Raw genomic sequence first — 13,550 nt, 5'->3', positions numbered from 1 at the left:
TGTAATAACTTTACTAACTTTGCTTTGCAAAGGATACGTTCGCCAACAGGCGATCAGATCATGAGGGCATGGTCATGCTAAAAAAATTCAAACAAACACAAGATCAGTGGGGTGGCTCAAGTGATGTCATTGATCACTGGTTAGAGACAAGACAATCCCTGATTGTTGAATATTGTAAGCTTGCAGCACTGCAACCTTGTTCGAAAACCAATGTTATTGAACTCCCATCTCCTTCCGAATTGCAGGATTTCTGTCAGCATCTCGTTGATTACATCTCCGAGGGCCATTTTAAAATCTATGACATGGTTATGGATCGCTGGAAAGCGACTGGCTTTGTCGTGACCAATGAAATCAATCAAACTTATGGTCAAATAGTCCTGACAACTGAACCACTATTGAACTTTAACGATAAGTACTCAGAAGTTACTGAAGATGATGAATTAGATGATTTCGATTCTGATATGTGTCTCATTGGCGAAATTCTTGAGACTCGATTTGAAGTCGAGGACTATCTGATACAGCAGATCGCAGAAAGCCTGTCTATGCCCCCAGGGGCTTAGTGTTTGCAAACATTCAGAGACTGAAGGATAGAAAAGACTGACGATCATCGTCGGTCTTTTTTGTTTCTAGCTTTATTACTATTACCTTCTCTAAGAACCCTCTCGAAGAAAAAGGCAGGATAAAAACTAAAAAGGCACCCGAAGGTGCCTTTTTTCTTAAGCTTCTAACGATTACTCGTTAAATGGCTTACTCTTCAGAAGAGAAACCAGCGTTTAGAAGTGCCGCTAGGTTGTCCGTTGCTTGCTCAGCAGAAGGACCATCTTGCGCTTCAGAACGTTTAGCTTGACGCTCTTGGTGGTATGCGAAGCCAGTACCAGCTGGGATCAGACGACCAACAATTACGTTCTCTTTCAGACCACGTAGGTCATCACGCTTACCAGAAACCGCTGCTTCTGTTAGTACGCGAGTTGTCTCCTGGAACGATGCCGCAGAGATGAACGACTCAGTCGCTAGAGATGCTTTAGTGATACCTAGTAGTTCACGCTCGAAACGTGCAGGCTCTTTGCCTTCAGCTTCTAGGTTACGGTTAGCAATCTTAACTTGTGAGTACTCAATCTGCTCACCAGGTAGGAACTCAGAGTCACCAGAGTGAGTAATAGTACACTTACGTAGCATCTGACGAACGATAGTTTCAATGTGCTTATCGTTAATCTTAACGCCTTGTAGACGGTAAACTTCCTGTACTTCGTTAGCAATGTACTGCGTTACCGCGTGTACGCCACGTAGACGTAGGATGTCGTGTGGAGACTCTGGACCATCTGCGATCACGTCACCACGTTCAACTTTTTCACCTTCGAATACGTTCAACTGACGATGCTTAGGAATCATCTCTTCGTAAGCTTCACCGCTTTCACGTGTGATCACTAGGCGACGTTTACCTTTGGTCTCTTTACCGAAGCTCACAGTACCTGTGTGCTCAGCAAGGATTGCAGGCTCTTTCGGCTTACGTGCTTCAAATAGATCAGCAACTCGTGGAAGACCACCGGTGATATCTTTGTTACCGCCAGACTTCTGAGGAATACGTGCTAGCGTCGCACCAACACCTACTGCTGCGCCATCTTCGATGTTCACAATCGCTTTACCCGGTAGGAAGTAGTGAGCTGGCATATCAGTACCAGGGATCATTACATCGTTACCTTGCTCGTCAACAAGTTTGATAGCTGGACGCATATCTTTACCTGCTGAAGGGCGAGCTGCTGGGTCAGTTACTTCGCTTGAAGATAGACCAGTTAGGTCATCAGTTTGACGAGATACTGTTACGCCGTCGATCATGTCTACGAACTGGATGCGACCTGCTACCTCAGTAATGATAGGTAGTGTGTGCGCTTCCCAGTTTGCAACTGTTTCGCCAGCTTGAACTGTATCGCCATCGCCTTTGCTTAGTAGCGTACCGTAAGGCAGTTTGTGTTTCTCTTTCGTACGACCAAACTCATCAATGATAGTTAATTCTGTCGCACGAGAAGTGATAACGATCTTACCGTCATCAGCCAATACAGATTTAGCGTTGTGTAGCTTGATAGAACCGTTGTTCTTAACTTGAACACTGTTCTCTGCCGCTGCTGTCGATGCTGCACCACCGATGTGGAACGTACGCATGGTAAGCTGTGTACCTGGTTCACCGATAGACTGAGCAGCGATAACACCTACTGCTTCACCTTGGTTCACTAGGTGACCACGTGCTAGGTCACGACCGTAACACTGTGCACAACAACCGAAGTCAGAATCACACGTTACTACAGAGCGCACTTTCATGCTGTCTACTGAGTTCTCTTCCATGATTTGACACCACTTCTCATCGATCAAGGTGTTACGTGGAATAAGAACGTCTTCAGTGCCAGGTTTTAGTACGTCTTCAGCAACAACACGACCAAGAGCAAGCTCAGAAAGTGCAACTTTAACATCACCACCCTCGATGTGAGGCATCATGTCAACACCCTCGTGAGTTCCACAGTCATGTTCAGTTACAACAACGTCTTGAGCAACGTCTACTAGACGACGAGTTAGATAACCCGAGTTCGCTGTTTTCAGTGCCGTATCCGCAAGACCCTTACGAGCACCGTGCGTTGAGATAAAGTACTGAAGTACGTTTAGACCTTCTTTAAAGTTCGCTGTGATCGGCGTTTCGATGATTGAACCATCTGGACGCGCCATCAGACCACGCATACCCGCAAGCTGACGAATCTGTGCTGCAGAACCACGAGCGCCCGAGTCCGCCATCATGTAGATGCTGTTGAATGACTCTTGCTGTTCCTCTTCACCGTCACGGTTAACTACCGTTTCAGATGAAAGGTTTTCCATCATTGCTTTCGCAACACGGTCGTTGGTCGATGCCCAGATATCGATAACTTTGTTGTAGCGTTCGCCCGCAGTAACAAGACCTGATTGGTACTGTTCCTGGATTTCACGTACTTCTTCTTCCGCTTCTGCGATTTCAGTGTACTTAGCTGCTGGTACAACCATATCGTCGATACCAACAGATACACCAGAAAGTGCCGCGTATGCGAAACCTGTGTACATGATTTGGTCAGCGAAGATTACTGTGTCTTTCAGACCTAGTTTACGGTACGCCTCGTTAAGTAGGTTAGAGATTTGCTTCTTACCTAGCTTTTGGTTAACGATGCTGTACGGTAGACCAGCTGGCACGATTTGCCATAGCATTGCACGACCAACAGTGGTGTCTACCATCTTGGTTTCTGTAGTGCTGTTGCCGTCTTCGTCTACAACTGTTTCTGTAATACGTACTTTAACGCGTGCGTGAAGCTCAGCTTGTTTAGTGCGGTATGCTTTCTCAGCCTCTTCTGGGCCAGAAAGGTACATGCCTTCACCTTTCACGTTGATCTTTTCACGAGTCATGTAGTACAGACCCAATACAACGTCCTGAGAAGGTACGATGATCGGATCACCTGACGCTGGCGACAGAATGTTGTTTGTCGACATCATCAGAGTACGAGCTTCAAGCTGTGCCTCTAGAGTTAGAGGTACGTGAACCGCCATTTGGTCACCATCGAAGTCCGCGTTGTACGCCGCACAAACAAGTGGGTGTAGCTGAATCGCTTTACCTTCGATCAGTACTGGTTCGAACGCCTGGATACCTAGACGGTGAAGTGTAGGTGCACGGTTCAATAGTACTGGGTGTTCACGGATTACTTCGTCTAGGATATCCCAAACGACCGCTTCTTCACGCTCTACCATCTTCTTAGCAGCTTTGATTGTAGTCGCAAGACCACGAGTCTCTAGCTTGCTGTAGATAAATGGTTTGAATAGCTCAAGTGCCATCTTCTTAGGAAGACCACACTGGTGTAGACGAAGGTATGGACCTACTGTGATTACAGAACGGCCAGAGTAGTCTACACGTTTACCTAGAAGGTTCTGACGGAAACGACCTTGTTTACCCTTGATCATATCAGCAAGAGATTTCAGAGGACGCTTGTTAGAACCTGTGATCGCACGACCACGACGACCGTTATCTAGTAGCGCATCAACAGACTCTTGCAGCATACGTTTTTCGTTACGTACGATGATGTCCGGAGCAGCTAGCTCTAGAAGACGCTTCAAACGGTTGTTACGGTTGATCACACGACGGTATAGATCGTTAAGATCAGAAGTCGCAAAGCGACCGCCATCTAGAGGTACTAGAGGACGTAGATCTGGCGGAAGTACTGGAAGTACTGTTAGGATCATCCACTCTGGGTTGTTACCCGATGCGATGAACGCTTCTACCAGCTTAAGACGCTTAGTTACTTTCTTACGCTTAGTTTCAGAGTTTGTTGTCTCTAACTCTTCACGCATTTGTTCTGCTTCAGCGTGCATATCCATAGAACCTAGTAGGTCCTTGATAGCTTCCGCACCCATCTTAGCAGTGAACTCGTCGCCCCACTCTTCTAGACGATCTAGATACTCTTCTTCCGTAAGCATCTGACCTTTTTCTAGATCAGTCATACCAGGTTCTGTTACTACGTACATTTCGAAGTAAAGAACACGTTCGATATCACGTAGAGGGATATCCATCAGTAGACCGATACGAGACGGTAGCGATTTTAGGAACCAGATGTGAGCTACTGGTGAAGCCAGTTCAATGTGGCCCATACGGTCACGACGAACTTTAGTTTGTGTAACTTCTACACCACACTTCTCACAGATAACACCACGGTGCTTCAGGCGCTTGTACTTACCACAAAGACATTCGTAGTCTTTAACTGGACCAAAGATACGCGCACAGAACAGACCATCGCGTTCAGGTTTGAACGTACGATAGTTGATCGTTTCAGGTTTTTTAACTTCACCAAAAGACCATGAACGGATCATGTCTGGTGAAGATAGACCGATTTTGATTGCATCAAATTCTTCGGTCTTATGCTGTGCTTTTAGAAAGTTTAATAAGTCTTTCACAATCAGCTCCTGTAAGGAGTTAAAAGGAGCTCACTCGCTAAAGTGAGCACCTTCTTCCAAATAATCGCTTTGATTCTCTCGACTTTCATCAAGAGAGAAAGGATTACTCTTCGTCTTCTAGCTCGATGTTGATACCTAGCGAGCGGATCTCTTTCAACAGTACGTTGAACGATTCTGGCATGCCAGGTTCCATGCTGTGGTTACCGTCTACGATGTTCTTGTACATCTTAGTACGGCCGTTAACGTCATCCGACTTAACCGTTAGCATTTCTTGTAGCGTGTAAGCAGCACCGTATGCTTCTAGTGCCCATACTTCCATCTCACCGAAACGCTGACCACCGAACTGAGCTTTACCACCTAGTGGCTGCTGAGTTACTAGGCTGTACGAACCAGTTGAACGAGCGTGCATCTTGTCATCAACAAGGTGGTTCAGTTTCAGCATGTACATGTAACCAACAGTTACAGGACGCTCAAACGCATCACCTGTGCGACCATCAAACAGTGTTAACTGACCTGATGTTGGTAGATCTGCTAGCTCAAGAAGTGCTTTGATTGACTCTTCTGGAGCGCCATCAAATACAGGAGTCGCGATTGGTAGACCGCCACGCAAGTTCTTGATCAGAGTACGTACTTCATCATCAGATAGAGAAGCAATGTCTACTTTCTGGCGAGTGTCGCCTAGGTCGTAAACTTTTTGTAGGAACTCGCGGAATTTCGCTAGTTCTTGCTGCTCTTTAACCATCTGGTTGATCTTGTCACCGATACCTTTCGCTGCCAGACCTAAGTGTACTTCTAGGATCTGACCGATGTTCATACGCGAAGGTACACCCAGTGGGTTAAGTACGATGTCTACAGGCTGACCTTTTTCATCGTATGGCATGTCTTCAACAGGGTTGATCTTAGAGATTACACCCTTGTTACCGTGACGACCCGCCATCTTATCACCAGGCTGAATGCGACGTTTAACCGCTAGGTAAACCTTAACGATCTTCAGTACGCCAGGTGCTAAATCATCACCTTGAGTGATCTTACGACGTTTAGTTTCGAACTTCTTATCGAAGTCAGCTTTTAGCTCGTCCCACTGCTCAGCAAGTTGCTCAAGCTGAGTTTGTAGTGCGTCATCTTCTAGCGTTAGTTCTAGCCACTTCTTACGATCAGTCGTGTCTAGTTTCGCTTCAGAGTAACCGCCTTCAATCAATACAGCTTTAACACGGTTTAGAAGGCCGCCCTCAAGAATCTGGAATTCTTCAGTTAGGTCTTTCTTCGCTTCTTTAAGCTGCATCTGTTCGATTTCAAGCGCACGCTTGTCTTTCTCTACGCCATCGCGAGTAAAGACTTGAACGTCGATGATCGTACCTGATACAGAGTTAGGTACACGTAGTGAAGTATCTTTAACGTCAGATGCTTTTTCACCGAAGATTGCACGTAGTAGCTTCTCTTCAGGCGTTAGCTGAGTTTCACCTTTAGGTGTTACTTTACCAACTAGGATGTCGCCACCCTTAACTTCAGCACCGATGTAAACGATACCTGACTCGTCTAGTTTAGACAGAGCAGATTCACCTACGTTTGGAATATCAGCTGTGATCTCTTCAGATCCCAGCTTAGTATCACGCGCTACACAAGTAAGTTCTTGAATGTGGATTGTCGTGAAGCGGTCTTCTTGAACTACGCGCTCAGATACTAAGATCGAGTCTTCGAAGTTGTAACCGTTCCAAGGCATGAACGCGATACGCATGTTTTGACCAAGCGCTAGTTCACCAAGGTCTGTTGAAGGACCATCAGCAAGAACGTCACCGCGTGATACAGGCTCACCTGGCATCACACATGGGCGCTGGTTAATACATGTGTTCTGGTTAGAACGTGTGTATTTAGTCAGGTTATAGATGTCGATACCAGCTTCACCTGGTACTAGCTCTTCTTCGTTAACTTTAACAACGATACGAGAAGCATCTACTGACTGGATTACACCACCACGTTTAGCAACTGCAGTTACACCTGAGTCAACGGCTACGTTACGTTCAATACCAGTACCAACAAGCGGTTTGTCAGCTTTCAGTGTCGGAACTGCCTGACGTTGCATGTTCGCACCCATCAATGCACGGTTCGCATCATCGTGTTCTAGGAACGGGATAAGCGATGCAGCGATAGATACAACCTGGTTTGTCGCAACGTCCATGTACTGAGCGTGCTCACGAGGGTGTAGACCAGATTCACCTTTCTGACGAGCTGTGATCAGCTCATCTGCAAAAGTACCATCTTCGTTTAGCTTAGCGTTCGCCTGAGCGATAACAAATTGGCCTTCTTCGATTGCAGACAGGTAATCTACTTCGTCTGTTACTACGCCATCGACAACGCGACGGTATGGTGTCTCTAGGAAACCGTACTCGTTACAACGCGCAAACGCAGATAGAGAGTTGATCAGACCGATGTTTGGACCTTCAGGCGTTTCGATAGGACATAGACGACCGTAGTGCGTTACGTGTACGTCACGTACTTCGAAGCCAGCACGTTCACGAGTTAGACCGCCAGGCCCCAATGCAGAAATACGACGCTTGTGCGTTACTTCTGATAGCGGGTTGTTTTGGTCCATGAACTGTGAAAGCTGTGAAGAGCCAAAGAATTCTTTAACTGCCGCAGAAATTGGCTTCGCGTTGATCAAGTCTTGAGGCATGATTGCGTCAAGATCGCCTAGGCTTAGACGCTCTTTAACTGCACGCTCAACACGTACTAGACCTACACGGAACTGGTTCTCAGCCATTTCGCCTACAGAACGGATACGACGGTTGCCTAGGTGGTCGATATCGTCCACTTCGCCCTTACCGTTACGGATCGCGATCAGCTTCTTCATCACTTCGATGATATCAGTTTCATCAAGTGTGCCTTGCTCTTGAGCATCTTCACGGCCGATAGAGCTGTTGAACTTCATACGACCAACAGTCGATAGATCGTAACGCTCTTCAGAGAAGAATAGGCTTTCGAATAGAGCTTCTGCAGCTTCTTTTGTTGGCGGCTCACCAGGGCGCATCATGCGGTAGATTTCTACCAATGCAGAAATACGATCAACCGTGCTGTCGATACGTAGTGTTTCTGACATGAATGGACCGTGGTCTAGATCGTTCGTAAATAGAACTTCTAGCGCTTTGTGGCCAGCCTGAGATAGGTTCGCTAGTGCTTCCAGGCTGATTTCCTGGTTAGCGTTAACAATGATCTCGCCAGTTGCTTCATTGATGTAATCTTTTGATGCAACTTTACCTACGATGTACTCAACTGGTACTTCGATGTGATCAACACCATCTTTTTCTAGTTGGCGGATATGACGAGCTGTTACGCGACGACCTTGCTCAACGTAAACTTTACCATTCGCTTCGATGTCGAACGACGCAGTTTCACCACGTAGACGATCTGGAACCAACTCCATCAATAGAGTTTGGTCTTTCACTTCGAAGTTCACTTTCTCGAAGAAGAGATCTAGGATTTCTTCTGTCGACTTACCTAGTGCACGAAGGATGATCGATGCTGGTAGCTTACGACGGCGGTCGATACGAACGTACAAGTTATCCTTAGGATCAAACTCGAAATCAAGCCATGAACCACGGTAAGGAATAACACGTGCGTTGTATAAAACTTTACCTGAAGAGTGGGTCTTACCCTTATCGCTGTCGAAGAACACGCCTGGGCTTCGGTGCAGCTGGGATACGATAACCCTCTCGGTACCGTTAATTACGAAGGTACCATTGTCTGTCATGAGTGGAATTTCACCCATGTAGACTTCTTGTTCTTTAATGTCTTTTACAGTACCTGCTGGCGCGTCTTTATCAAAGATAACTAGGCGTAGTTTTACACGTAGTGGCTTTGAGTAAGTTACACCGCGGATTTGACATTCTTTAACGTCAAAAACTGGCTCACCAAGACGGTAGCTAACGTATTGCAGCTCAGAATTGCCGTTGTAGCTCTGAATCGGGAATACAGAACGGAAAGCGGCTTCAAGACCGTATTGACCTTCAGGATCCTGTTCGATGAATTTGTCGAACGAATCGAGCTGGATCGATAGCAGGTATGGAATGTCCAAAACTTGTGGACGAGTACCAAAGTCCTTACGGATGCGCTTTTTCTCGGTATAAGAGTAAACCATGGGGTTCCTCAGCTCGCTGATAAGTGACCCAAACTGTCCGCCCGCTCCTAGTTACTTAAGGGGGTAAGGGACAGTGACTAATATAGCTGTTTACTGTAGTGACATTTCATTTCGTAAGAATGAAATGTTTTTTGCATGGATATCAGGCGCTTAAACAGCGGGAAAATTCGCCTATACCCTACAGCGCAAAAAGGCCGGTGGTTAAAAAACCACCAGCCAATTAGCCGTTAGGCTAAGAAACTATGCAATAATTACTTAACAGCAACAGTTGCACCAGCTTCTTCTAGCTGAGCTTTAAGAGCTTCAGCTTCTGCTTTCTCAACACCTTCTTTAAGAGGTGCTGGAGCGCCGTCTACAAGAGCTTTAGCTTCTTTAAGACCTAGGCCAGTTGCGCCACGTACTGCTTTGATTACAGCAACTTTGTTACCGCCAGCAGCTTCTAGGATTACGTCGAATTCAGTTTGCTCAGCAGCAGCTTCGCCGCCAGCAGCGCCGCCAGCTACAACAGCAGCAGCAGCAGAAACACCGAATTTCTCTTCCATTGCTTCGATTAGTTCAACAACTTGCATTACAGACATTTCTGCAACTGCGTCTAGGATTTGCTCGTTAGTAATAGACATAACAATTCTCTTTTAAGTCAACAATAAGTTTATTAAGCAACCAGTAAAAAGCAAGGCTTATGCCGCTGCTTCTTGTTTTTGATCGCGGATAGCTGCGATAGTACGCGCCAGCTTGCCAGCCGAAGCTTCTTTCATGCACATCATTAGGCGTGCAATTGCTTCGTCGTAAGTTGGTAGTGTTGCTAGTACTTCAGCGTCAGTTAAAGCGCCTTCATAAGCAGCAGCTTTGATCTCGAAATCTTTGTTCTCTTTAGCGAAGTCTTTGAAAAGACGCGCTGCAGCACCTGGGTGCTCATTAGAGAATGCGATTAGTGTAGGACCAGTGAAAGTGTCAGTTAGACACTCGTACTCAGTACCTTCAACCGCACGACGAGCAAGAGTGTTACGAACAACTCTCATGTAAACGCCAGCTTCACGAGCTTGTTTACGTAGAGAAGTCATCGCGCCAACTTGAACGCCACGAGAATCAGCTACAACTGCAGAAAGTGCACCACTGGCAGCTTCGTTGACTTCAGCAACAATTGCTTTTTTGTCTTGAAGGTTTAAAGCCATCTTGGATTTACTCCTGGTTGTCGTTACACCACTCACTATCATCACGACAGTGAGAGCTATTGAGGTGCTTCCCCAGAAGAAAGTTAACTATATTACATAGAGCTTTCTGTCAGTTCGGGCACCATCTACGTAGGATAATTAAGTTTGCTTTTAAACAAACACCTACGGTCTTGGACGGAGACTGGGTCTTAATTCATTTCGAACTAGGAGACAGTTCAAAGAACCAAAGTTCAGCCCCAACCACAAATATTAGGCGCAAAATTATACACTAATTTTGCGCCTAAGCAAATAAATTATGCTTGAGTGTTCAGGCTAGCCTGATCAACAGCAACACCAGCACCCATAGTAGTAGAGATGCTTACTTTCTTCAGGAAAGTACCTTTCGCTGAAGATGGCTTAGCTTTCTTCAGAGCAACTAGAAGTGCTTCTAGGTTCTCTTTGATCTGCTCAGCAGAGAAGTTTGCTTTACCGATAGTAGTGTGGATGATGCCGTTTTTGTCGTTACGGTAACGAACCTGACCAGCTTTAGCGTTTTTAACTGCTTCAGCAACGTTAGGAGTTACAGTACCAACTTTAGGGTTTGGCATAAGACCGCGAGGACCTAGGATAGTACCTAGTTGACCTACAACGCGCATTGCATCTGGAGAAGCAACAACTACGTCAAAGTTCATTTCGCCTTTCTTAACTTGCTCAGCAAGATCTTCCATACCTACGATGTCTGCGCCAGCTTCTTTAGCTGCTTCAGCGTTAGCACCTTGAGTGAACACTGCAACGCGGATTTCGCGGCCAGTACCGTGAGGTAGTACAGTTGCACCACGTACGTTCTGGTCAGATTTACGAGCATCAATGCCTAGGTTAACAGCAACGTCTACAGACTCAACGAATTTCGCAGTCGCTAGTTCTTGAAGAAGAGCAACAGCTTCGTTGATTTCGTATTCTTTAGTTACGTCAACTTTTTCGCGGATTACGCGCATGCGCTTAGTTAGTTTTGCCATCTTATTAACCCTCTACCACTAGGCCCATTGAACGAGCAGTACCAGCGATAGAACGCTTCATCGCTTCGATGTCAGCACCAGTCATATCAGCAGCTTTAGTTTCTGCGATTTCTTGGATTTGAGCGTCAGTTACAGTACCAACTTTTTCAGTGTTTGGACGACCTGAACCAGACTTAACGCCAGCAGCTTTCTTAAGAAGAACTGCAGCAGGTGGAGTCTTAGTTACGAACGTGAAAGAACGGTCGCTGTATACTGTGATAACTACTGGAGTTGGTAGACCTTTCTCAATAGATTCTGTTTTTGCGTTGAACGCTTTACAGAATTCCATGATGTTCACACCGTGTTGACCTAGTGCAGGACCTACTGGTGGACTAGGGTTAGCCATACCAGCAGCAACTTGTAGCTTGATGTAAGCTTCAACTTTCTTAGCCATGATAATTCCTAAGTTTGGGTACAAACGCTAATCGCGGATCAGCTCCCCGTTTGTGTAAGAAACTTTTTACTTCACTTGAAGTAAAAAGGCGCGAAATTATAGTCATAATCCGCGCCTTATACAACCCTAAAAAGGTGATTTTTTATACTCTTTAACGAAGAGTCTTAGTCCAGCTTTTCAACCTGACCAAATTCAAGCTCAACTGGTGTCGCACGACCAAAGATCGAGACAGACACTTTCAGGCGGCTCTTCTCGTAATCCACTTCTTCAACAGTACCGTTGAAGTCAGCAAATGGACCTTCGTTAACACGTACCACTTCACCCGCTTCGTACATTGTACGTGGACGAGGCGCTTCACTCGCTTTCTCAAGACGATTAAGAATCGCGTCAGCCTCTTTATCCGTGATAGGTGCCGGACGGTCTGAGGTACCACCAATGAAGCCCATGACACGCGGCACACTGCGTACTAGGTGCCATGATTCATCGTTCATAATCATCTGAACAAGGACGTAACCTGGGAAGAACTTACGCTCAGATTTGCGACGCTGACCCGCGCGCATTTCCACTACTTCTTCAGTAGGAACCAGTACTTCACCGAATAGCTCTTCCATGCCGTGCATTTTGATATGCTCGCGCAGAGATTGAGCTACACGACCTTCAAATCCAGAGAAGGCTTGAACCACATACCAGCGTTTTTTTGGAGCTTCACTCATGAATAAAAACCCTCTATACCCCAGTTGCTAGAGCTACTAGACGAACCATAATTCCGTCAATACCCCATAGCACTAGAGCCATTACAATACTTACAGCTAAAACGATCAGTGTTGTTTGCATGGTTTCTTGGCGAGTAGGCCAAACAACTTTACGTACTTCCATACGCGATTCTTTTGCAAAACTGATCGCTGCTTTACCTTTAGTCGTTGTTGCTGCAACGCCTAAGGCAGCTGCAATAAGAACAACAACGCCTGCAGCACGAACCACTACAGACATTTCACCATACAGGTAATTACCCACAACAGCGGCAGCTGCCAATACGAAAGCGGCTAACCACTTAAACGTATCTGCTGCGTTTGAGCTATCAGGAGTTTCAGCATTATTTGCTTTCATAAAACCAACCTGTTACAAGTCTTAATATAGACGACAACAACCCCGCTGTTGCAGGGCAAACTCCATATCGCTGAAAAAATCAGCGTACTCTTCTTAAGATTAAGCATCTTTGCTTAATCTTGCTCTGCGCCCAACCCACTTCTGAACAAGAAAACAGCAAAAATAATGTTGAGTGCAGAAAAAGGGCATCAAATGATGCCCTTTTTGCTACTGGTTCGTCAAATCTAATTCAAGATTTTCCGAAAGCATCGCTAATTCGCTATGAATTAGTCGAAGATCTTAGCAACAACACCAGCACCTACTGTACGGCCACCTTCACGGATCGCGAAACGTAGACCTTCGTCCATTGCGATTGGTGCGATTAGCTCAACAGTCATCTGTACGTTGTCACCTGGCATTACCATTTCTACGCCTTCTGGTAGCTGGATGTCACCAGTTACGTCAGTTGTACGGAAGTAGAACTGTGGACGGTAGCCTTTGAAGAATGGAGTGTGACGACCACCTTCATCTTTAGACAGTACGTATACTTCTGATTCGAACTTAGTGTGTGGAGTGATTGAACCAGGCTTAGCTAGTACTTGACCACGTTCAACTTCGTCACGCTTAGTACCACGTAGAAGTGCACCAACGTTCTCACCTGCACGGCCTTCGTCTAGAAGCTTACGGAACATCTCAACACCAGTACATGTAGTAGTAGTAGTGTCTTTGATACCTACGATAGCAACTTCGTCACCTACAGTTAGGATACCACGCTCGATACG

General features: G+C 46.0%; 10 protein-coding genes. 1 reads left to right on the top strand and 9 read right to left on the bottom strand.

The features are described from left to right. The first annotated feature begins 68 nt into the window (after positions 1 to 68). Positions 69 to 560, top strand: a complete 492-nt coding sequence (locus NB463_RS15695) for an Rsd/AlgQ family anti-sigma factor (protein ID WP_031780615.1) — start codon at positions 69 to 71, stop codon at positions 558 to 560. Positions 561 to 747: 187 nt separating this feature from the next. Here the strand turns inward: NB463_RS15695 and rpoC are convergent, their stop codons facing one another. From rpoC to NB463_RS15650, 9 genes are all read right to left on the bottom strand, one after another. After that, entirely contained in the window at positions 748 to 4,950 is a 4,203-nt protein-coding gene (gene rpoC, locus NB463_RS15690) for a DNA-directed RNA polymerase subunit beta' (RefSeq protein ID WP_005397277.1), read from the bottom strand. Between the two features lie 103 nt (positions 4,951 to 5,053). Then, the gene (gene rpoB, locus NB463_RS15685; RefSeq protein ID WP_005397275.1) at positions 5,054 to 9,082 is read right to left on the bottom strand and encodes a DNA-directed RNA polymerase subunit beta; all 4,029 of its coding nucleotides are present in this window, start codon (positions 9,080 to 9,082) and stop codon (positions 5,054 to 5,056) included. Between the two features lie 251 nt (positions 9,083 to 9,333). After that, complete coding sequence (gene rplL, locus NB463_RS15680; protein WP_005397273.1) at positions 9,334 to 9,702, bottom strand: 50S ribosomal protein L7/L12; 369 nt, start codon at positions 9,700 to 9,702, stop codon at positions 9,334 to 9,336. Positions 9,703 to 9,759: 57 nt separating this feature from the next. Then, positions 9,760 to 10,254 carry a 50S ribosomal protein L10 gene (gene rplJ, locus NB463_RS15675; protein WP_005397270.1) on the bottom strand — a complete coding sequence of 165 codons (495 nt, stop codon included), beginning with the start codon at positions 10,252 to 10,254 and terminating at the stop codon, positions 9,760 to 9,762. Positions 10,255 to 10,547: 293 nt separating this feature from the next. Further along, entirely contained in the window at positions 10,548 to 11,249 is a 702-nt protein-coding gene (gene rplA / locus NB463_RS15670; protein WP_005384683.1) for a 50S ribosomal protein L1, read from the bottom strand. A 4-nt stretch (positions 11,250 to 11,253) separates the two neighbouring features. Further along, positions 11,254 to 11,682 carry a 50S ribosomal protein L11 gene (rplK, locus tag NB463_RS15665; RefSeq protein WP_005384682.1) on the bottom strand — a complete coding sequence of 143 codons (429 nt, stop codon included), beginning with the start codon at positions 11,680 to 11,682 and terminating at the stop codon, positions 11,254 to 11,256. 164 nt (positions 11,683 to 11,846) lie between these two features. After that, a complete protein-coding gene (gene nusG / locus NB463_RS15660; protein ID WP_005384681.1) occupies positions 11,847 to 12,395 on the bottom strand; it encodes a transcription termination/antitermination protein NusG in 549 nt (182 codons plus the stop codon). A 13-nt stretch (positions 12,396 to 12,408) separates the two neighbouring features. Beyond that, a complete protein-coding gene (secE, locus tag NB463_RS15655) occupies positions 12,409 to 12,789 on the bottom strand; it encodes a preprotein translocase subunit SecE (RefSeq protein WP_005397258.1) in 381 nt (126 codons plus the stop codon). Between the two features lie 266 nt (positions 12,790 to 13,055). Further along, positions 13,056 to 13,550: EF-Tu/IF-2/RF-3 family GTPase (locus NB463_RS15650; RefSeq protein WP_031780494.1), on the bottom strand; the 495-nt coding region annotated here is incomplete at its 5' end.

This window comes from Vibrio sp. RM-41-2B, assembly GCF_024744415.1.
In the GTDB taxonomy this organism is placed as follows: Bacteria; Pseudomonadota; Gammaproteobacteria; order Enterobacterales; family Vibrionaceae; genus Vibrio; species Vibrio diabolicus.
This window is presented reverse-complemented; position numbering and strand designations above follow the sequence as displayed.

Excerpts from the sequence above, each read along its gene's own strand:
- NB463_RS15695 (WP_031780615.1), top strand. The coding sequence starts at position 69 with ATGGTCATGCTAAAAAAATTCAAACAAACACAAGATCAGTGGGGTGGC.
- rpoB (WP_005397275.1), bottom strand. The coding sequence starts at position 9,082 with ATGGTTTACTCTTATACCGAGAAAAAGCGCATCCGTAAGGACTTTGGT.
- rplL (WP_005397273.1), bottom strand. The coding sequence starts at position 9,702 with ATGTCTATTACTAACGAGCAAATCCTAGACGCAGTTGCAGAAATGTCT.
- rplJ (WP_005397270.1), bottom strand. The coding sequence starts at position 10,254 with ATGGCTTTAAACCTTCAAGACAAAAAAGCAATTGTTGCTGAAGTCAAC.
- rplA (WP_005384683.1), bottom strand. The coding sequence starts at position 11,249 with ATGGCAAAACTAACTAAGCGCATGCGCGTAATCCGCGAAAAAGTTGAC.
- rplK (WP_005384682.1), bottom strand. The coding sequence starts at position 11,682 with ATGGCTAAGAAAGTTGAAGCTTACATCAAGCTACAAGTTGCTGCTGGT.
- nusG (WP_005384681.1), bottom strand. The coding sequence starts at position 12,395 with ATGAGTGAAGCTCCAAAAAAACGCTGGTATGTGGTTCAAGCCTTCTCT.
- secE (WP_005397258.1), bottom strand. The coding sequence starts at position 12,789 with ATGAAAGCAAATAATGCTGAAACTCCTGATAGCTCAAACGCAGCAGAT.